This is a genomic window from Paenibacillus sp. VMFN-D1 (assembly GCF_003386155.1).
Lineage (GTDB): Bacteria > Bacillota > Bacilli > Paenibacillales > Paenibacillaceae > Paenibacillus_AQ > Paenibacillus_AQ favisporus.
In genome coordinates, this window is record NZ_QRDU01000002.1 from 465,708 (window position 1) to 485,883 (window position 20,176).

Sequence of the window (20,176 nt, forward strand, 5' to 3'; positions counted from 1 at the left end):
CAGGAATTGAATCCAATCACATCGAATCCTTAGACACAGAGATTCGATGTGATTTTTTTTATTGGAGAGAACAAGACATCTTAGAGTCAACACACATATGAAGGAGGGCACAACTGTGACTACACCTGATCGTACACGCGTCTCCGTGGAGATCTACGGGACTTCTTATAAACTGGTCGGCAGCAGTGCCGATTATATGCGAAAGATTGCCAGTTATGTCGATGAACGGATGAATGCCATTTCCAAAAGCAATTCCCGGCTGGACACCCCTAGGATTGCCGTTCTGGCCGCGGTACATATGGCGGAGGAAGCCGTGCAGATGCAGGATCTCCGCAACGAAGTGAAGATGCTGACCGGCGAGCGCAGCGAACTGCGCTCGGAGCTCACCAGGCTGCAGTCCGAACGGGACGAGCAGCTGGCGGAAGTCAACAAGCAGAAGGAAGAAGCGCAGCAGATCAAGAAGGAGAAGGAAGAGCTGCAAAAGCGGCTGGAGCAGGAGAAGGCTGCGCTTGCGAAAGAGCTGGAGCAGTCCAAGTCCGAGCTTACGGCGCGGCTGGAGCAGACCCGGAATTCACTGACGAAGGAGCTGGATCAGCTCCGCGCTTCGCTGAAGCGGGAGACAGAACAGAAGGAGTCTTTGCTTCGCAAGGAGAAACAGGCCGCGGAGCAAATGCAGAAGGACAAGCAGGCTGTGGAGGAACGGCATAAAGCTGCCGTGCTGGAGCTGGAACGGAAGCATGCGGCAGCGCTGCAATCCGCCGAACAGAAGCGGGTCGGAGCGTTGAAAGAGGCGGAGGAGAACAACCGCGCGAAGATCACCGAGCTGGAGCAGAAGCATCAGGGAGCCGTCAAGGAGCTCGAAGAGAAGCATGCAGCTTCTATTCAGGAGCTGCAGGAGCAGCTGACCGAGCTTCGCGGCAGCAGCGGCGAGCTTCAGGAGAAGCTGCAGAACATGGAGCAGGAGCTGAAGAACGCCAAGGAGGCCTATTCCAGACTGCGGCAGCAGCATCAAGTCGTGCTGGTGCGCGAGGAGGAGGCCAAGGCGCAAGTGCAGGCTTTGACCGAGCAGGAGGAAGCGCTGAACGGACAGATCAGCAAGCTGAAGGACGAGGCGGCCGCTTCGGAAGAGGAACACCGCCGCATGCAGAAGCTGCTTGAGGATTACAGCGAGGCTTCCAAGAAAATGACCGGCGAAATCGCCCAGCTGACGGCCGAAGCCGAAACCCTTCAAGGCACGATCGAGAAGCAGAAGGAAGAGATCGGCGAATTGGAGCTGCAGGTGCTGGAAGCCGGCGAGCAGAACGAGACGCTCGAGTCAGGCATGGCTTCGCTGCATGACGAGCTGAGCGTGCTGAAAGAGCAGGCGGACGGCGAGAGTAGGCTCCGCCAGGAAGCCGAGCAGCAGCGGGAAGTGCTCCGTCAGGAACTGGCCGAGAAAGAGGAGCGGCTGCAGCAGCTTGCGCAGGAGCTGGCAGATAAGCAGCAGCAGCTCGCAGCCCAGGTGCAGAAGCTGCAGGCGCAGGAGCGTTCTTCCTCGGAACAGGGAGAGGAACTTCAGCGCTTGGAGAAGCAGCTGGAAGCTCAGCAGAAGGTGCTGGCCGCGAAGGAGCAAGAGCTGGAATCGCTGAAGCAGGCGCTGCAAGGGCGGGAGCAGGATCTGCAGGATTACGGGCGGCAGATCGAGGCCAAAGAGGAGCAGATTGCAGGCCTGGAGCGGCAGTCGAGCCAATATGCGCAGCAGCTCAAGGACCTTCGGCTTCAATTGGAGGAACAGCAGGAATTGTATCTCGAGCTCGAAATCCAATCAGAGGAGCAGCAGGAGAACGTACAAAACCTGCAGCAGGAGCTGGAGAGAAGACGGGAAGTACACGCGGAGCTGGAGCTTCAGGCGGAAGAGGAACGGAAACGTTATGCAGGTCTGAAGGAGCAGTGGGAAGAGCAGCAGGCAAGGTATGCCGAGCTGCAGAGCCGTTCAGGCGAATACGAGCGGCAGTGCGGCGAGCTGCGGAAGCAGGTGGCTGAGCATGAGGAGCAGTACGAGCTCGCCCAGCTTCTGCTCGAAGAGCAGCAGGAGCAGAATGCAGCGCTGCAGCAGGAACTGGAAGAGCAGCGGAAGCAGCAGCAGACGGCTGCCCAGGTGCTGAAGGAGCGCGAAGAGGAGTACGCATTGCTGCAGCAGGAGCTGGAAGAGCAGCGTGAGCAGCAGCAGACGGCTGCCCAGGTGCTGAAGGAGCGCGAAGAGGAGTACGCATTGCTGCAGCAGGAGCTGGAAGAGCAGCGTGAGCAGCAGCAGACGGCTGCCCAGGCGCTGAAGGAGCGCGAAGAGGAGTACGCATTGCTGCAGCAGGAGCTGGAAGAGCAGCGAGAGCAGCAGCAGACGGCGGCTCGGGCGCTGAAGGAGCGCGAAGAGCAGCATCGAGCCGTACAGCGGCAGCTGGAGGAGCAGCGGCAGGAGCACCAAACGACCCGCCAGGCGCTGGAAGACCTCGAGAATCAGTACCTGGAGGTTCAGGAGCAGTTCGAGGAACAGCAGGCGGAGCATCGGAAGGCCCGCCGGGCGCTGGAAGATCTCGAAGAGCAATATTTAACCTTGCAGCAGCAGAGCGAAGGTCATCAAGAGCAGTATCGTGCGCTGCAGCTCCGGCTGGAAGAACGGCAGGAGCAGTATCACGAGCTTCGGATGGAATATGATGACCACCAGGAGCTGTATCAGGAACTGCAGCAGGCGCATGACGCCAGAGCAGAGCAGCTGGCGGATTTGGAGCAGCAGCTGGAGGACAGCCGGGAAATGATCGGGCGCCTGCGGCTGCAGTCCGAGGAATATGCCCGCGACAACAGCACATTGCGCCAGCAGCAGGAGCAAGCTGAAGCACGGTTTGAAGAGCTGGAGCTTCAAGCCAAGGACGTTCAGGCTCAGTACGAAGAGCTGCAGCGGGTCAACCGGGCAGCTCAGGAGCAAAATGAACAGCTGCGGAGCCAAACCGAAGCCCAGCGCGAACAGTACAACAGCTTGAACCAGCAGTATCAGGGCTTGCAGCGGCAGTATGAGGAGCTGCAGCGCCAGGTGAAGGAGGCGCAGAGCCGCCAGGAGGATGCCGAAATCGAATACCTGCTTCTGCTGGAGGAGAAAGAGGCCGCGGTGAAGAAGCTGGAGGAAGCATCGCTGCAGCTGGATGAAGCGGCCGATCGGGAGACCGAGCTGCGCGGACTGCTGCGCAGTGCCGAGCAATCCATGCAGTCTTATCAGGATAAGCTGAAGGATATGATGGATCAGCAGGAAGCCTGGGGCAGCCGGGAGCTGGAGCTGCAAGAGGAGCTTGAGGCTTGGCAGCAGCAGATCGCTGCCGGCGAGCAGCAGCTTACCCGGATCCAGAGCGAGAAGGAGTCGGTCGCGGATGAGCTACGCCAGGTGGGCGAAAGCTTTGAGCTGGTGACGCATCAATACCGCCTGCTGCAGGCTGAGCATGAGATTCAGCTGGAGAAGACCGGCAAGCTGGAGGAAGAGTACCGCTTGCTCAAGGACGAGTATTCCAAGCTGCAGACCGAATATAACGAGTGGATCGAGCTGATCGAACAGGATCAGAGCTGACTTCTATAGACCACCCACATTTCACACCTAAATGAAAATCCCCTCGGAGTAAGCGGCAGGACGGATCATGCATCATCCTGAAGCATACTTCGAGGGGATTTTAACTTTTGGGTTCAAGTCTGCCTAACTTTTATTCCACAATGACTTTGGCAATCATGCCGGAATGTCCCGCTCCGCAGAACACTGAGCAGGCCATTTCGAACGTGCCGGCTTTTTCCGGCGTGACGACAGCGGACTTGTTTTTACCGTCAAGCTGAAGCTCGAGACCCGGAATGAGAACGCCGTGGTTTCCCTTATCGTTTTCAAGCGTAATTTTGACAGGTACGCCCTTTTTGAGATGATATTCTTTTTGATCGAATGCATAGTTTGTCGCCTTGATCACCAATTCCTCGCTCGGGGCTACACCGGTTTCGGTGACTCCGCTGCCCGATGCGGAATCGCCGCTCTTGGATTGTCCGCAAGCAGCCAGCACCAGAAGCAGCACGCAGGAAAGGACGACAGCCAGGGTCTTCTTCACTTGTGATCCTCCTTTATGTATACCTTCATCATTTTAATTGGTTCCATGCCTTATCATACCTTAAATTGGATATGTCTGGGCGAGGCTCATTTGAAAAATTGGTGAACGCAGCACCCGTTGATTTTGCCGCGCCCAGGAAAAGGATCAGCTGGAAAAAAGATAGTGCTTATCTTGGATTTAAGATATAATGAGCATTGACGATGTACGAAGCCCGCAAATATTCTTGTTTAGAAGATTAGGGGAATGACATTCCAATGAATCGCACGGGGTTGATTTTGGAAGATTTATGGCATCGCAAAATATTGAACGCCTATTGGATCGTGACGCTGATGTTTTTCGCGGCAGAGGCGGTTCTGCTGCTGCTGGGCTGCATTCCTTCCGTGACCGCCGGGGACGGGCCGGAGGACTGGTTGCGTCTGGGCATCCCTGACGGCTGCATCCTGCTGCTTATGCTGGCGGCACAGACCTGGCTGCGATTCGAACCTAAATACCGGAAGCAGGTTGTGGTCGGCTGCGGATTTTTGCTCTCCTACCTGTTCTATTTCATCATTCAGCCGATCGTGGACGGGGCACAGATGGCGCTCCTTCTGCCCGTTTTGATTTCCGTCGTTTATTTTGACCGCAAGCTTCTATATAGCTTTGGTTCGTTAACGATCCTCCTGTACTGTCTCATCTATCTCACCGAACGCTCCCTTTACCAGAAACCCATTCAGGAATTCATCCAAATCCAAAGCGTGTTTATTGTCAGCATCATGATTGGTCATACGATTTTGGTCCGGGTCAAGGAATTTATGCGCCATCTGGAATCGGTCATGAAGTCGGAGCAGCAGCTCCTGGTGGAAAGAACGATATCGGACAAGCTGCTCAAAATCGATGCACTGACCGGGCTATACAATCACAAGGCGTTTCACGAATACCTGGAGGCTCTGCTGGAGCAATGCGAGAAGTATCAGCTTCCGCTGCAGCTGGCAATTATCGATATCGATAATTTTAAAAAGGTCAACGATAATTACGGGCATCGGGTGGGCGATGTCGTGCTGAAAGAGGTCGCTTCGAAGGTGATGTCGACGATGACGCCGAATGATTTTGCCGCTCGTTATGGCGGAGAGGAATTTGCCATTATTATGGCGGATAAGACATTGGAAGAAGCAGAACGCATGGCTGAGCAGCTGCGTGAACGGATCGCCAGAACCGAGCTGCCGCATACGGTGAAGCCGGTTACGGTGAGCATTGGACTTTGCAATTTTCAGCAGGGGGACGACAAGGAATCATTATTTCGAAAAGCGGACATGGCGCTGTACCAGGCCAAACGGACGGGAAAAAATAAAGTGGTGACCGCGGGTGAAGACGCAGCTGATTATGCCGGATAAAAAAGGAAAGACCCCTGTCCTTAGGCAGGGGTTTTCATTCGGGAAACGGTTTACCGCTTGTCCCTTCCGGCATTAAATGCGGACACCGGGATAAACAGGTCGATAATACCGATGACGAGGGCGGCGAGAATGGCGCCAAGGATGGTAACTTCTACGCCGCTGACAATAAATTGGGCGATGTATATGACGAGGGCACTGACGATGAAACCGACGATCCCGCGTCCAAAGGGAGTAACCCTTTTGCCGAAGATTCCTTCAATAATCCACCCCAGCAGTGCGATTACCAAAGCGAGCAGCAGAGCGCTCCAGAACCCTCCGACGGAAAACTGGGGAACGATCCAGCCAACGATCAGCAGGACGATGGCAGACACGATAAAGCGAACGACATGACCCAGAAAATGCATGCAACTGGCCTCCTTTACACATGGATACTGTGTTATGCAAACCTTATTGTATTCAATTTTCGCCATGTTATGTATGGAATGATTTAGCGCTGCAAATGGCGAAGCGGCAAACATTTCGTATATAATAAAGGCATTGCACGAGAGGAGTAGTGAATACTGTTGGACGACAAGATTTTGCATACGCTCGAATACCGCAAGATTTTAGATAAATGCGCTGCCTATACCCAAACCTCGATGGGGAGGGAAGCGGCCGAGTCCTTGAAGCCCGATACCGATCTGGAATCGGTAAAGCGTTTGCTTCAGGCAACCGACGAAGCGTATACCGTGGACCGTCTGAAGGGGAATCCGTCCTTCGGCGGCATTACGGACATCGCCGCTCCGCTGAAGCGCGCCAGAATCGGCGGCACCTTAAGCCCGAACGAGCTGCTGGCCATCGGCAACACCGTGAACGGTTCGAGACGGATCAAGCGGTTCATCGCGAATGTTCACGAGGACGAGCCGATTCCCCTGCTGGAGGGGATCAGTGAAAATTTATCCGAGCAGAAGGCGCTGGAAGATGCCATTAAAGCATGCATCGACGAAAGCGCCGAAGTGCTCGATTCCGCCAGTCCGGGGCTTGCCCAGGTTCGGCGGGAGCTGAGATCCGGCGAAGTACGGATCCGGGAGAAGCTCGATTCGATGATCCGTTCCTCCAGCGTGGCCAAAATGCTGCAGGACCAGCTTATTACGATCCGGGGGGACCGGTTTGTCATTCCGGTTAAAGCGGAATACCGTTCGTATTTTGGCGGGATCGTGCATGATCAGTCCGGTTCGGGAGCGACGCTCTTTATTGAGCCGGAATCGATCGTAGCGATGAACAACAAGCTGCGCGAAACCCGGATGAAGGAAGAACGCGAAATTGAAATTATTTTGCAAAAGCTGACGTCGCTCGTCGGTGATCAAGCGGATCTTCTTCTGCTCGATATCGATCTGCTGGGACAGCTCGACTTTATTTTTGCCAAGGGGCGTCTGGCGCATGTCATGAAGGCCAGCCAGCCGAGAATGAACGACCGGGGATACTTGAAGCTGAAGAAAGGACGCCATCCGCTGATCGACATGGAGAAGGTTGTGCCAATCGACGTGGAATTGGGCAACTCCTACACTTCCATTATCGTGACCGGGCCGAATACCGGCGGTAAGACCGTTACGCTGAAGACGATCGGATTGCTGAGCCTGATGGCGATGTCCGGCCTGTTCGTTCCCGCGGAGGAAGGAAGTCAACTCTGCGTGTTCGACGCCATTTACGCCGATATCGGGGACGAGCAGAGCATCGAACAGAGCTTGAGTACGTTCTCCAGCCATATGACCAATATTATCCGTATTTTGAACCATATGACGCCGAAGAGCCTGGTGCTGCTTGACGAAGTGGGGGCCGGGACCGACCCGGCGGAAGGCTCAGCGCTTGCTATTTCCATTCTGGAGCATATCCACAGCCTGGGCTGCCGGATGGTGGCTACTACCCACTACAGCGAACTCAAGGCTTATGCCTATGAACGCAAAGGCGTCATCAACGCCAGCATGGAATTTGACGTGAACACACTGAGTCCGACTTACCGGCTCCTCGTCGGCGTTCCTGGACGAAGCAACGCGTTTGCGATTGCGGAGCGGCTCGGACTTCCGCATGTGATCCTGGATTATGCCCGCGGGGAAGTGAAAGAAGAAGATCAGCGCGTCGAGCATATGATCGCCTCTCTGGAGGAGAACCGGCTGGGCGCCGAAAGCGAACGCGAGAAGGCCGAGAAACTGCGCCAGGAGATGGAGCAGCTCCGGAGCCGGCACCAGCAGGAGCTCGAAAAGCTCGAGGAGCAGCGCGACCGGCTGATCGAGAAGGCCCGGGGCGAGGCCAAGGAAGTCATTGCCAAAGCCCGCCGTGAAGCGGAGCAGATCATCGCCGATCTGCGTCAGCTGGCCAAAGAGGAAGGGGCTTCGGTCAAGGAGCATAAGCTGATCGCTGCCCGCCGGCAGCTGGATGAGGCTGAGCCGCAGCAGCGCAAGAAGGGAGCGGCCAAACCGAAGGCCAAGGCCCCGCGCCAGATCGAGCCCGGGGATGAAGTCATGGTCTACAGCCTGAACCAGAAGGGCCATGTCGTGGAGCTGTCCGGCGCGAAGGAGGCCGTGGTGCAGCTCGGCATCATGAAGATGAAGGTCAGCCTGGACGACCTCGAGCTGGTGAATGCGAACAAACCGGCCGAGAAGCAGGTGCAGCGGCATGCGACTACGATCAAGCGCACGCGGGATGACAACATCCGCAGCGAGCTGGATCTGCGGGGCGCGAATCTGGAAGAGGCGCTGATCGAAGTCGACCGTTTTATCGATGAAGCGTTTTTGGGCAACCTTGGCCAAGTCTACCTGATTCACGGGAAAGGCACGGGCATTTTGAGACAGGGAATCTCGGAATATCTCCGCAAGCACAAGCATATTAAAAGTTACCGTCTGGGAAATTACGGCGAAGGCGGAACCGGCGTGACGGTGGTTGAGCTTAAATAATATGGGTGCGAGCCTGAATTTCGGCCGGGAACAGGGGGATGTTGGGAGTGAAGAACGGGGCTGATCTGCTGTTGGCCTATCCGATCGGTACGCTGATTGGTTATTTTTCGGTAGCGATTCTGGGCTTGATCGTCTTTCTGTACTGTTTTGAAATCGTGGCGAGGTACAAGTGCTGGGATGAAATCGGACGAGGCAATATTGCCGCCGCTTTGGCTACCGGAGGTAAAATATTCGGCCTTTGCAATGTGCTGAGGTACAGCATCGAGTCCAAAACGTCGATCTATGACATGATGAAGTGGGCCTTCTACGGCTTTCTGCTGCTGTTTATCGCCTACCTGCTGTACGAATTTTTAACCCCGGTGTTTTCCGTGGACGAAGAAATTAAACGGGATAACCGGGCGGTCGGCCTGATCTCTATGCTGATCCCGGTGTCCCTTTCATATGTGATTGGAGCCTGTTTAATGTAGGAGGAACACATGAAAAATTTGGCGAGGATTTTGTTCGTCGCTGCGGTCGCCTTCTTTGTTGTGGGCGTCGTATATTTGATGAAACATTAAGGAGATGGATCATATGGAAACCACGGTTTGCCCTTGGTGCCAGACGGAAATCGTATGGGACGAGGAACTGGGCCCCGAGGATGAATGCCCTTACTGCCACAATGAGCTGAAAGGTTACCGGACGCTGAGCATCCAGCTGGGTGCCGATGAAGAGGAAGCGGACGTAGATGAGGAGCATGAGGGAATCGAAGGTTCGGATTGGGAGCTTCCTGAGGATGACGATAAAGCCGTTCCTTTTTGGAATGAGGAAGACATGCAGCAGCTGCCTCCGTCGATCCGGACGCTCGATAAGTATGAGGACAGCCATGACCTCATGAACTACGAGGAGACAGTGGAGCAAATTCTGGATGAGCAGGAGGAAGTGCCGGAATGCCCGAAATGCCGGGATTACATGGTGCTTGCCGGCACGCATCAGGTGGGAGAACAATTTCAGCCCGCGGCTTTCGGCGTGCTCCAAGGTCCGGTATTGACTCCGCCTTTTCAAGTTCAAATGTATATTTGCACGGGATGCTTTCATGTCGAATACAATCTGGCCGAGGAAGACCGGCTGCGGATGGTCGACCACTTGAGCCAAGAGAAGAAGAATTCGTAAAAAAAGCAAACCGACCGATGATTTGCCCCCTTTTAGGGAACTACTAATGAGGTAGACCCGGATATGAAGGGGGTAATTATGAAATCAAAATCATCTGCGCGGCTGAACCGGCAAACGATACTGCTGCTTGCCGTTAACGGGCTGATCGTTTTATCCGGCGCCTTGTCGGGCACGTTTCTCAACGTATATTTATGGAAAAGCAAACAGGATTACGCGATGATCGGATGGTTTACCGTCGCCCAGCAGCTGGCCGTCGGGCTCACCTTTTGGCTGGCAGGCAAATGGGTGAAGGAGTATAACAAAATGAACGCCCTCAGGCTGGGGATCGGGCTGACGGGCCTTTTTTATTTGCTGGTTCTGTGGGTTGGGGAAAAGGCAATTTATTATATATGGCCGCTCGGGATACTGCTTGGGATTGCGATCGGGCTGTTCTGGATTGCTTTTAACGTGGTGTATTTCGAAGTCACCGATCCGGAGAACCGGGACCTGTTTAACGGGTGGGTCGGCCTGCTCGGCTCCATTACGGGCATTGTCGGGCCCTGGTTTTCCGGCCTGCTGATTTCCATGCTGAAGGGCGACCGGGGGTATCGGATTATTTTTACGACGTCCCTGATCATTTATGCCCTCGGCGTGGTGCTGAGCTTCTTTTTGAAAAAGAGGAAAAAGGGCGGAACCTATGCCTGGCTCGAGCCTGTGAAGCAGCTGAAGGACAAAGGCAGCCCCTGGCGGCTTATGGCCCCCGGTCTGGCGGCGCAGGGAATTCGGGAAGGGGTGTTCGCCTTTCTGATCAATCTCCTTGTGTTTGTAGCCACGAAACAGGAGTCGAAGCTGGGGCAGTTCTCGCTCATTACGTCCGCGGTATCGCTGGCCACGTACTGGCTGGCTGGCAAATGGTTCAAACCGGCCTACCGGAGCGCGGGCATGCTGGTGGGCGCCCTGCTGCTGTGGGTGGTCATGGTACCGCTTATCTGGAAGGTCAATTATTTCACCCTGCTGCTGCTCGGCATAGGTACAGCTATCTTTATGCCGCTGTACATCCTGCCGATGGTCTCATCCGGCTTCGACTTGATGGGGACCAGCGACGAAAACGTGGAAAAGCGGGTCGAGCTGGTCGTTCTGCGTGAGCTCAGTTTGATGGTGGGCCGCCTTCTCGGTACGATAATATTCATCATCGTGCTGTCCTTCAGCAAAGACCAGAGCACCATAACCGTGCTGATGCTCGTGCTCGGCGCATCACCGATCCTCAGCTGGATCTGCGTGAGACGGCTGCTCAAGCCGGGGAAATCGGCACGCACTTGAACAATCGTGTTACACAGCAAATCCCCTGATTCCTTCATTCGGAGTCAGGGGATTTTTCAGTAGGGAAGATTGAACTTACGGAAGCCCAACCTGGCTGCAAGGTTTAAAGTTGATCTGCCAATCAGGAGCCGGGAACCTGAGCATTGGGGGACGGTTTGGAAGTCCGCTCCAATGAGAAAATGTCCAGCTCGGGGCGCGTTTTCCCGCAAAGAACATCGCTCAGCAGATCCGCCGCAATCATGCAGTAGACCGTCCCGTTGCCGCCATAGGCTTCAATAAAATAACTGTGAGGAAACCGGGAATGCGGACCGATCATGGGCAGTCCGTCGTGGGTGAGCCCGAACAGCGAAGCCCATGCATAGTCTGCTTGGATACCGGCGTAACGGGGGAAAAGGGCTTTAATCTCGTTCAGCAGCATTTCGCTTTTATGCCGGATTCGGCCTTCCCTCTCCTCCGGATCGACCGGATGCTCGTCCAGGCCCCCTGCTACGATACGGTTGTCCGGGGTGGTCCGCATATAAAGGTACGGCCGTGCCGTCTCCCAGATGAGGCAGCGCTCGTGCCAACCGGTAAAATCGGGTACGGGGCTCGTGACAATCGCATAGGTTGTCTGAAGCAGCGCATTGCGGTCCGGTTTCTCTTCCTGTGTTTCGTAGCCGCCTGCATGGACGACTTTCCGGGCGAAGATCCGGCCGGTGCGCGTATAACAAACCACGCCGTCTTCTCCATACTCCAAATGAATCACCGGGCTGTTTTCGTGCACCCGTATCCCATGATCCACTGCATACTTGACGAGGGCGTGCACAAACCGGAAAGGGTTGACTTCGGCATCGCCGGTCGTATACAACGCCGCGGGTTTGGAGAAGGGGAACCGCGAAGCGATATCGGCCTGATTCCAATAAGTCGTTGCAAAGCCATGCCTGCGAAGGGTTTCATATTCTTCTTTGAGGTAAGGCACATCCTCTTCGCTGCTTGCGTAATACAGGCTGCTGCGGGAAATAAACTCGGGTTCCAGTTTGAGACCGCTGGCTGCTTCCTTGAGCTTGCTCATCGCGTCCCTGCACATTTGGTAAAAGGTGATGCCAGCCTGTTCGCCAAACGTATGGATGATGGAGGTCAGCGATTTATCGTTGAAGCTTTGAAGCAGTCCGGTATTGGCTGAAGAGCTTCCTTCAGCGATCCGTCCCTTTTCCAGCAGAACCACCTGAAGATTGGTCCCGGACAGCTTGTGGGCAAGAAGGGCTCCACCCATCCCGCCGCCAATGATCAGCACATCGCAGGAGAGATCTTGATCAAGTTCCGGATAAGCGGGTGCCGGCTTCAATGTAGACGGCCATGCCAAGTTCCCTTTATTCAGAATCATATGTGTGTTTCGCCCCTTATCGGTAGTATTCAAAGTATTTGCTCCACATGCACAATTTATAGCCCGTTCCGGCAGATCAGGCTGGTGGAATAGGCCATGCCTGACAATACATAGAAAAGCTATCCCGGGACATAATACGGATGGAGTTAGAGATATCCAGAGGAGGAATACCGATGCAGTCCAATCAAATGCAGGCGATTACCGGCAAGGAGCTGGAATATATCGTCGATTCGATTTCCAATGAGGATCTGCTGATCAAGCAGTGTGCGGCAACGGCCGCTGCTACGCAGAATCCGACGATTCAGCAGGCGTGCCAGCAATACATCCGGTCGCTGGACCACCATATCGATTTGCTCGTACAGGCCATTCAGCAGCACCAGCCGCTGGCGCCGACGAGTCCCCAACAATGATAGCTTAGGAGGCAATTGCGCAATGTATTATCAAAATTCCAATAACTCGCAGTTCATGCAGGACGAGGACCTCTTGTACACGATCCTGGCCGATCTGAAAAGAACGGTCCGCGAATACACCACGGCAACGACGGAATCCTCCTGTCCGACCGTGCGGCAATTGTTTACGCAGCTGACGAACGATACGCTCCGCATGCAGGGAGAATTATACAATCTGATGAAGCAGCTGAATATGTACTCCACGTCATCCAAGGCGCTTCGCCAAGATGTGGACAAGTCGATTCAGGATGCGCGAAATTTGCAGCAAAAGAACCGTCAGTTCGTGCAGCAAAAAACAAGCAGCATGGGCCAATATGCCCAGGCATCCAATCCGTACCAGCAGCAGCAAAGCTCCCAAAACCCGTATTACATGTAATTTGCCTGTGGTGCAGGCGCCGTTTAGTTCTCATGTGCGGCGTCACCAAGCGGATAACAATAAGTACCCAAAATCCTGCTTCTATGAAGCATGGACCCATTTTGCCGTCTCCATTTCGGCCCACGCCGGGGAGACGGTTTTGCTTTGCATGCATGATAATTTCATGTAATATTAGTATTAATCTCGAACCCGGGTCCTTTGTCGTAATAGTGAAGAAGGCCCGTGGAACAAGCGCTGGAGGATGCTGTATGAAACAACTGACGGATTTGAAACTGAAGGTCCTCGACCTGTTGAACGAAGACGCGAGACGGTCCCCGGCCCTGCTGGCAACGCTCATCGGCGTTGAAGAGGAAGCGGTCAAGGAAGCGATCGCAGAGCTGGAACAAGACCATGTCATCGTAAAATATGCGGCGGTCGTGAACTGGAGCAAGATTGAAGACGAGACGGTAACCGCCTTGATCGAAGTGCAGATTACGCCCGAGCGCGGGCGGGGCTTTGAAGGGATCGCGGAGCGGATCTATTTGTATCCGCAGGTCAAATCCGTGTATCTCATGTCGGGAGCCTACGACCTTCTGGTGGAAGTGGAAGGGCGCAACCTGCGGGAAGTGGCCAACTTCGTTTCCGAGAAGCTGTCGCCGATTGATTCGGTATTGTCGACGAAGACGAATTTCATTTTGAAGAAATATAAGCAGGACGGAATTATTTTTGAAGACCGTGAAGAAGATAACCGTCTCATGATCTCACCGTAAAGGAAGATGTGTCATGATCGTGAATGAAGAAACGAAGAAACCGCAAAATTCGAAATCGATGCAATCGTATTTGGCTCCTTTGGTCCGCGATATTCCGCCATCCGGAATCCGCCGATTTTTTGACCTGGCCGAAGGAAGCAAGGACATTATTACACTGGGCGTAGGGGAACCGGACTTCACGACTCCATGGCATGTGAGAGAAGCCTGCGTATATTCCCTTGAGCGGGGGCGCACGGCCTACACTTCCAATGCCGGGATGATCGAGCTCCGGGAAGCTATCGCCCAGTATTTGTATGACAGCTTTCAGGTCTCCTATCAGCCGTCCAATCAAATTCTAGTGACGGTCGGCGGCAGCGAGGCGATCGATCTGGCGCTGCGTGCGCTGATCGTGCCTGGGGACGAAATTCTCATCCCCGAGCCCTGCTACGTATCCTACTCCCCGATCACCTCGATCGGCGGCGGGGTTCCGGTCGGCATCGAGACGTTCGCAGAGAACGACTTCAAGCTGACGGCAGAGGCGCTTGAGGCCAAAATCACGCCGAAGTCCAAGGTGCTGATTTTATGTTACCCGAGCAATCCGACCGGCGCCATTATGACGTATGAGGACTGGCTGCCGATCGCCAAAGTGGTGGAGAAGCATGATTTGATCGTCATTTCCGACGAGATCTATGCCGAACTGACGTATACGCAGAAGCATGTCAGCTTTGCCTCGATTCCGGGCATGATGGACCGGACGGTTCTGGTCAGCGGCTTTTCCAAGGCGTTCGCCATGACCGGCTGGCGTATGGGCTATGCCTGTGCCCATCCCGACCTGATCGCCGCCATGCTGAAGATTCACCAATACACAGTGATGTGTGCACCGGTGATGGGGCAGGTGGCCGCGCTGGAGGCGCTGACCAACGGGCTGGAAGAAAAGGACCGGATGATCGAGTCCTACAATCAGCGGCGCCGTTTGATCGTGCAGGGCTTCGTCGATATCGGACTGCCGTGTCATGAGCCGCAAGGTGCCTTTTATGCCTTCCCTAGCATCGCTGAGACCGGGCTGTCCTCGGATGAGTTCGCCCAGCGCCTGCTGATGGAAGCGAAGGTCGCTGCAGTGCCTGGAACGGCTTTCGGACAAGGGGGAGAAGGCTTTCTCCGCTGCTCGTATGCCACCTCCGTCGCCCAGCTGACTGAGGCTCTGGAGCGCATTGGAGAATTTGTCCACAAACTGAAAACCAGCTGAACAATAATTCCCTGTTTCTAGTAGAATTTAACATAAATTTCACTTTTATTTATTTATTTGTATGTTATAATTCTATTTTGGGAGCAAAAATTGACTTGCCAAGGAGGGATGACCTTGTTTTGCGCTGAATACGATTTGCCTGCATTCCGCGGACATTACGCAGCTGAAGGCAGCAATAATGTAAAATGGTCAACCAAAACGACAGATCAGACGAAAACTTTATCCTTGGAAGACGAAATCATGATGCTCCGCAAAAAAATGGAACAGATCTTTATGCAGGAACAGTCTTTTACATCGGAAATCGTAATCGAAATCAGCAGTTTGCTGGATTTGAAAATAAACGAATATATGAAAAGCTGCCCGAAGAAGAAATCTTAATCGGCAGTAGGAAGACCCCGGAATGGGGTCTTCTTTTTTTCTCTCATCAGGTTGTGATATATTGAACCTATCGGAGAAAAGGGGGAGCAGGAGTTGAAGGTATACGGGAAGCTGGCGCTGCTGGTTGTCTTTGCCGTTTTATTGCTGACGGGCTGCGGCAAGGGAGATAAAAACGAGTTATCGGTCTTTATGATTGACAATCAGTCCGATCCGTCTCAGGTGTATGAGAAGGTGCAGGACAAGCTTCAGGAAGTGATGGGGCCCGACCTGAAGGTCAAAGTATCGGCAAGTCCGATTTATAACCCGGAGAAGCTGATGGTTGAATATGCTGCCGGCGGGCATGACATCATTTTTCTGCCGGAAGACGATATGAAAAATTACGCCAAAATGGGCGGCCATACCGTGCTCGATTCGTATTTTGACCCGAAAAAATATCCGGACGGCGTGTTCGCCAGCAACGAGGAAAAAGAAGACGGCACGACGGATACGACCGAGCATCTGTACGGCATCCCCGTTCGTGAAATGAAATTTTTCAAAGACCAGAAATACGTTCCGGAGAAGCTGTACGCCACGATCCCGATCTCGGCCAAGTCGGTCGACAATGCGGTAAAGGCGCTCAAGGCATTGACGGAGTAAAGAAGCCAGCACAGGGGACGCGGCTTCCGCGGTTCCTTTGATGTATGATATAACGCGATAAAGGGGAGAAGAAGCTGGTGAGAATCTACACTCGCACAGGCGATGAAGGCGAAACGTCCGTCATTGGCGGGCGCGTTCTGAAGGACGACCTGCAGGTTGAGGCCTACGGCACGATTGACGAGCTGAACTGCTTTGTGGGCCAGGCGATCAGCCTGATGGAAGCGGAGTCATTGCAGGACCTGAAAGAAAATATGATCGAGATTCAGCATGAGCTGTTTGACTGCGGCTCCGATCTGGCATTTGTGAAGCTGAGCGAGAGCAAATACAAGGTCGGTCCCGACAAAGTGACGCGGCTCGAGCAGTGGATGGATGCTTACATGGAGGAGACGCCGGAGCTGGAGCGCTTTATTCTGCCTGGAGGCACCCTGCTGGCATCCACGCTGCATGTATGCCGCACGGTCTGCCGCCGCGCAGAGCGCAGAGTCGTGACGCTGGGGCGGGAGAAAGAAATTAATCCCGACGTGCGCAGGTATTTGAACCGTCTGTCGGACTACTTCTTCGTTGTGGCCCGGACGGCCAACGCCCGCAGCGGCGTGGCGGATATCGAATACGTGCGCAGCAAAAAGGTATTCGGACGGAAAAAATGAGCGAATACTATCCCCCGATTTCATATACCGTCCCGCCTTCGGAAGACGGGTGGCTGCTGAAGACGATTCTGCAGAAGAGACTCCACGTATCCCGCAAGCTGCAGTCCCGCCTGAAGCTGACGGAACAGGGGATTACCGTGAATGGCCAAAGAGTGTACATCAGCGTTCCGGTCAGGGATGGGGATGTGGTGGAAATCCGGATGGAGAAAGAAATTTCGGATGATATTCTGCCAGAGTCCATTCCTTTTCGCATTTTGTACGAGGATGAGCACCTGCTGATCGTAAACAAGGAAGCCGGCATCATCGTGCATCCGACGCACGGACACTATACGGGAACCTTGGCGAACGGCGTGGTTCACTATTGGCGGGACAAGGGAGAGGCGTTCCGCTTTCGAGCCGTGCACCGGCTGGACCAGGAAACGTCGGGCGTCATCGCTATTGCCAAAAATCCGTATGTCCACCAGCATATTTCGGAGCAAATGATCGCAAACGAGGTGGACAAAAGGTACCTGGCCCTCGTTCATGGCGTTCCGTCTCCGGAAGAAGGGGAGGTGGACGGACCGATCGACCGCGACCCGGAAGAGCCGCATCGCCGTATCGTTACGCCTGACGGGTATCCGTCGCTGACGCGGTATAAGGTTGTTGAGGCGTACGGCTCGTCTTCTTCGCTCGTTCAGCTGAAGCTGGAAACGGGCAGAACCCACCAGATCCGCGTCCATATGACGAGCATCGGCTGCCCGTTGATCGGCGATAAGCTGTATCGTCATCCGGTCTACCGGATGCTTCCGCCTGAGGAAGAGGGGGCCCCGGAGACCGTTCTGCCTCAGGGATTAACCCCATCCGAGCGGACTGTGGTGCTGCTGGATCACAGCATTTCGCGGCAGGCGCTGCACGCCTGGGAGCTGTCCTTCCAGCATCCCGTTACCCGGGAGCGGATGACGTTTCAGGCACCGCTGCCGCCCGACATGACCCGCCTGATTGCACAGGCGAAGCAACATGAACTTGATCAATGAAAAGAGTGAGCAACGATGAGCAAATTGAAAGTATACCATTATCCCAAATGCGGTACGTGCCGCAGTGCGGTGAAATGGCTGGAAGCGCACGGCCACGAGCTGGAGCTCCAGCATTTATGGGAGGAGCCGCCGGCTCCGGACGAGCTGTCCCGCTTGGTCGAGAAGAGCGGGCTTGATTTGAAGAAGTTTTTTAACACCAGCGGAGAGGCGTACAAGGAGCTGGGTCTGAAGGACAAGCTGCCTGCAATGAGCCGGGAAGAGCAGATCAAGCTGCTGTCCAGTAACGGCCGGTTGATCAAACGTCCGATCGTAACCGATGGCAGCAAGGTGACGGTCGGCTTTAAAGAGGACATGTACGAGGAGAACTGGGCGTAGCCTGGGATTCCGTAAAAAACGGTGGCATGACCGACAGGGAAGGGTCCTAGCATTTCCCTGCGGCTTTGCCACCGTTTTGTTTTGCGTTCGAGGATCTATTCCGAAGGGAGCTCTACCCATTGATAGGGCGTTTCCATCGCCTTGAAGCCCTGTTCTATAATCGTGATGATCGCTACCGTCTCGGCCGGATCGACAGGCGGAACACCGGTTTCGAAGAAGCGGACGAGCGCCCCAGCGAACAGCCCGAAATAATCGGAGTCCGCTTTCAGCACGTTCGTCTCACCGGATGTATAGCTGACCGTCAGCGAAAAGGGACATCCCCCGCCGAGATGATGGATCTCGGCCTGGCGGCCCCCGCTGAATCCGATCAGCCACGACGGGGCGTGAGGCGTTCCGGTATACATCATCCGGCGGACGCCGGGGCCCAGCAGCGAGACGATCGGTTCGATCTGGTGGATCGAATAGTTGTCGTACCGCCCCGGCCCGAAGCTGATGATGTTCTCGATGCCGGCGCGCTCGGCCCCGGCGTACTCCGCGGCGAAGCGAAGCGCCGAGCTGGAGAACAGCGTCGTCCCGTGCTGCTCAGCTAGATTGAACAGGCGCCGAGCGGTCTGGCGGTCCGGGGCAAAGGTTTTGTCAATATAGGTAGGCTTGCCGGATTGAAGCGGAAGCTGGGCGAGCGGCTCGTGGTACTGCGGATGGTCGGGCGAAAGGACAATGATGTAATCGCTTCGATCTACGACCTCGGCAATCGAAGGGAGCAGCTCGATCCCTTTGTCTTCACTCCACTGTACGTTAGTGCGCCCGGAAGGCGAATCGGCCATTCCATAGGCATAGGCCACCTTCATGGTGCCGCCCGATGCCTGTTCAATCCACTTCGGATAATGCTCGGCATGCCATTCATCGAGGTAATAATCGATAAAACCGATCGTTTTCAAGCAGCAATCCCCCTCAGTCGCTTATTACAGCTCGATCTCCCTGCGCTGCTCGGAAGAGTCGTAGATCGCCTGAATCATCTTGGAGGTGACGATGACGGTATCGATATGGGACGGCAGCTTTACGCCGGTCTGGATGCATTCGAGAAAGCCGTTGATTTCGTTTTCGAAATGGTCGCTCGATGAATACTTGGGCTTCGTTTCCAGCAAAGCTCCGTCCTTGGCCCCGTAAATAGTGAAGTCGCCTCCGTATTGTAGGCGGATCCCTGCTTTGTCGCCCAGAAAATCGATGTAGGTTTCGGGTGTGCCGATGTTCTGCGCCCAGGCACCGTTGATCGTAATGCCCGGTCCTTCGGTGCGGATCATGGCCGTGACGAAGTCGTCGACATCATACGTACCGGCGTAATTCGGGGGTCCTGCCCACATGTTCAGGTAGGCGTAATTCGGCAGGTCCCGCCCCAGCTTGGAGTAGGCCTGGCCGGATACCGTCAACGGGCGCGGATCGCCGGCGCAGTACATGACGATGTCCAGATAATGGACGCCCCAATCGATAAGGACGCCCCCGCCGGCAATTGATTTGGTGGTAAATGCGCCGCCAAGTCCCGGAATGGAGCGGTGAGCGCGGAAGCTTGCATAGATATGGTACAGTTCGCCAAGCTCGCCGCTTTCGATCAGGTTTTTGATCATGTTCACGCTTTTGTTGAACCGGTTCACGACCCCGATATTCAGCACTTTGCCCGTTTCGTGCTGCACCTTCTGCATCTCCAGCGCTTCCGCGTAGGTGCGGGCCGCAGGCTTTTCACACAGGACATGCTTGCCCGCCCGCAAAAAATCGATGGAGATGGCGGCATGAGCATCGTTAGGGGTACATACGGAGACGGCATCGATCTCGGGGTCGTCCAGAATGTCACGGTAATTTTCCACGGCGGTGCCGCATTCATAATCCTTGACTGCCTGCTCTGCCTTCTTCTTGTCCGTGTCGCAAAAATATTTGATTTCGGCGTCCGGATGTTTCAAATAGTTGGGGATATGCGCCGCTCTGGCAATGGTCCCGCAGCCGATGACAGCAACCTTGATCGTTTTTCCCATATTCATTCCTCCTGTTGCTTAAGTGGATTTATCCTTTTCAAGATTCGATATTTGGAGAATAACTCCTGCTGCGTAATTCAGGATGAA

Annotated in this window: 20 protein-coding genes; 15 read left to right on the plus strand and 5 right to left on the minus strand. The window is 54.7% G+C overall.

Annotation, left to right across the window (positions count from 1 at the left end; all coding sequences use genetic code 11):
• Nucleotides 1-115: 115 nt before the first annotated feature.
• Nucleotides 116-3,589, plus strand: a complete 3,474-nt coding sequence (locus C7820_RS17630) for a cell division protein ZapA (RefSeq protein ID WP_116232157.1) — start codon at nt 116-118, stop codon at nt 3,587-3,589.
• A gap of 130 nt (nt 3,590-3,719) precedes the next feature.
• On the opposite strand, the gene C7820_RS17635 is transcribed toward C7820_RS17630, so the two are convergent.
• Nucleotides 3,720-4,106, minus strand: coding sequence for a cupredoxin domain-containing protein (locus C7820_RS17635; RefSeq protein WP_116232158.1), 387 nt, complete (start codon nt 4,104-4,106; stop codon nt 3,720-3,722).
• Between the two features lie 254 nt (nt 4,107-4,360).
• Here C7820_RS17635 and C7820_RS17640 point away from each other — a divergent pair, with 254 nt between their 5' ends.
• Nucleotides 4,361-5,476 carry a GGDEF domain-containing protein gene (locus tag C7820_RS17640; protein ID WP_116232159.1) on the plus strand — a complete coding sequence of 372 codons (1,116 nt, stop codon included), beginning with the start codon at nt 4,361-4,363 and terminating at the stop codon, nt 5,474-5,476.
• Nucleotides 5,477-5,526: 50 nt separating this feature from the next.
• Here the strand turns inward: C7820_RS17640 and C7820_RS17645 are convergent, their stop codons facing one another.
• Nucleotides 5,527-5,880 (minus strand): phage holin family protein, encoded by a 354-nt coding sequence (locus C7820_RS17645; RefSeq protein WP_076170692.1) that lies wholly within the window; start codon nt 5,878-5,880, stop codon nt 5,527-5,529.
• A 159-nt stretch (nt 5,881-6,039) separates the two neighbouring features.
• On the opposite strand from C7820_RS17645, the gene C7820_RS17650 reads away from it, so the two are divergent.
• The 4 genes from C7820_RS17650 to C7820_RS17665 all read left to right on the plus strand — a co-directional run bounded on the left by C7820_RS17650 (nt 6,040) and on the right by C7820_RS17665 (nt 10,854).
• Nucleotides 6,040-8,406, plus strand: a complete 2,367-nt coding sequence (locus C7820_RS17650; RefSeq protein ID WP_116232160.1) for an endonuclease MutS2 — start codon at nt 6,040-6,042, stop codon at nt 8,404-8,406.
• 38 nt (nt 8,407-8,444) lie between these two features.
• Entirely contained in the window at nt 8,445-8,873 is a 429-nt protein-coding gene (locus C7820_RS17655; protein ID WP_105441850.1) for a DUF350 domain-containing protein, read from the plus strand.
• Between the two features lie 103 nt (nt 8,874-8,976).
• Nucleotides 8,977-9,555 carry a hypothetical protein gene (locus C7820_RS17660; RefSeq protein ID WP_116232161.1) on the plus strand — a complete coding sequence of 193 codons (579 nt, stop codon included), beginning with the start codon at nt 8,977-8,979 and terminating at the stop codon, nt 9,553-9,555.
• A gap of 78 nt (nt 9,556-9,633) precedes the next feature.
• Nucleotides 9,634-10,854, plus strand: coding sequence for an MFS transporter (locus tag C7820_RS17665; RefSeq protein WP_076170684.1), 1,221 nt, complete (start codon nt 9,634-9,636; stop codon nt 10,852-10,854).
• A gap of 121 nt (nt 10,855-10,975) precedes the next feature.
• Here the strand turns inward: C7820_RS17665 and C7820_RS17670 are convergent, their stop codons facing one another.
• Nucleotides 10,976-12,217 carry an NAD(P)/FAD-dependent oxidoreductase gene (locus tag C7820_RS17670; RefSeq protein WP_116232162.1) on the minus strand — a complete coding sequence of 414 codons (1,242 nt, stop codon included), beginning with the start codon at nt 12,215-12,217 and terminating at the stop codon, nt 10,976-10,978.
• 173 nt (nt 12,218-12,390) lie between these two features.
• On the opposite strand from C7820_RS17670, the gene C7820_RS17675 reads away from it, so the two are divergent.
• The 9 genes from C7820_RS17675 (at nt 12,391) to C7820_RS17715 (ending at nt 18,065) form a co-directional block, all read left to right on the plus strand.
• Nucleotides 12,391-12,627: a hypothetical protein gene (locus tag C7820_RS17675; protein ID WP_076170680.1), complete on the plus strand. Its 237-nt coding sequence runs from the start codon at nt 12,391-12,393 to the stop codon at nt 12,625-12,627.
• A gap of 22 nt (nt 12,628-12,649) precedes the next feature.
• Nucleotides 12,650-13,042, plus strand: a complete 393-nt coding sequence (locus tag C7820_RS17680; RefSeq protein WP_116232163.1) for a spore coat protein — start codon at nt 12,650-12,652, stop codon at nt 13,040-13,042.
• A 248-nt stretch (nt 13,043-13,290) separates the two neighbouring features.
• A complete protein-coding gene (locus tag C7820_RS17685) occupies nt 13,291-13,791 on the plus strand; it encodes an Lrp/AsnC family transcriptional regulator (protein ID WP_076170676.1) in 501 nt (166 codons plus the stop codon).
• A 13-nt stretch (nt 13,792-13,804) separates the two neighbouring features.
• Nucleotides 13,805-15,016 (plus strand): aminotransferase class I/II-fold pyridoxal phosphate-dependent enzyme, encoded by a 1,212-nt coding sequence (locus tag C7820_RS17690; RefSeq protein ID WP_116232164.1) that lies wholly within the window; start codon nt 13,805-13,807, stop codon nt 15,014-15,016.
• Nucleotides 15,017-15,130: 114 nt separating this feature from the next.
• Nucleotides 15,131-15,394, plus strand: a complete 264-nt coding sequence (locus tag C7820_RS17695; RefSeq protein WP_076170672.1) for an aspartyl-phosphate phosphatase Spo0E family protein — start codon at nt 15,131-15,133, stop codon at nt 15,392-15,394.
• A gap of 93 nt (nt 15,395-15,487) precedes the next feature.
• Complete coding sequence (locus tag C7820_RS17700; RefSeq protein WP_116232165.1) at nt 15,488-16,030, plus strand: hypothetical protein; 543 nt, start codon at nt 15,488-15,490, stop codon at nt 16,028-16,030.
• 77 nt (nt 16,031-16,107) lie between these two features.
• On the plus strand, nt 16,108-16,677 hold the full coding sequence (locus C7820_RS17705; protein ID WP_076170668.1) for a cob(I)yrinic acid a,c-diamide adenosyltransferase: 570 nt from the start codon (nt 16,108-16,110) through the stop codon (nt 16,675-16,677).
• Nucleotides 16,674-17,690: an RluA family pseudouridine synthase gene (locus C7820_RS17710; RefSeq protein WP_116232166.1), complete on the plus strand. Its 1,017-nt coding sequence runs from the start codon at nt 16,674-16,676 to the stop codon at nt 17,688-17,690. Before C7820_RS17705 ends, C7820_RS17710 begins: the two co-directional genes overlap by 4 nt.
• Before the next feature lie 15 nt (nt 17,691-17,705).
• Nucleotides 17,706-18,065: an arsenate reductase family protein gene (locus tag C7820_RS17715; RefSeq protein ID WP_116232167.1), complete on the plus strand. Its 360-nt coding sequence runs from the start codon at nt 17,706-17,708 to the stop codon at nt 18,063-18,065.
• A 95-nt stretch (nt 18,066-18,160) separates the two neighbouring features.
• Here C7820_RS17715 and C7820_RS17720 read toward each other — a convergent pair whose 3' ends face one another.
• Together C7820_RS17720 and C7820_RS17725 are read right to left on the minus strand one after the other, a co-directional pair.
• Nucleotides 18,161-19,003, minus strand: coding sequence for a Gfo/Idh/MocA family oxidoreductase (locus tag C7820_RS17720; RefSeq protein WP_116232168.1), 843 nt, complete (start codon nt 19,001-19,003; stop codon nt 18,161-18,163).
• Nucleotides 19,004-19,027: 24 nt separating this feature from the next.
• Entirely contained in the window at nt 19,028-20,089 is a 1,062-nt protein-coding gene (locus C7820_RS17725) for a Gfo/Idh/MocA family protein (RefSeq protein ID WP_116232169.1), read from the minus strand.
• Nucleotides 20,090-20,176: the final 87 nt, after the last annotated feature.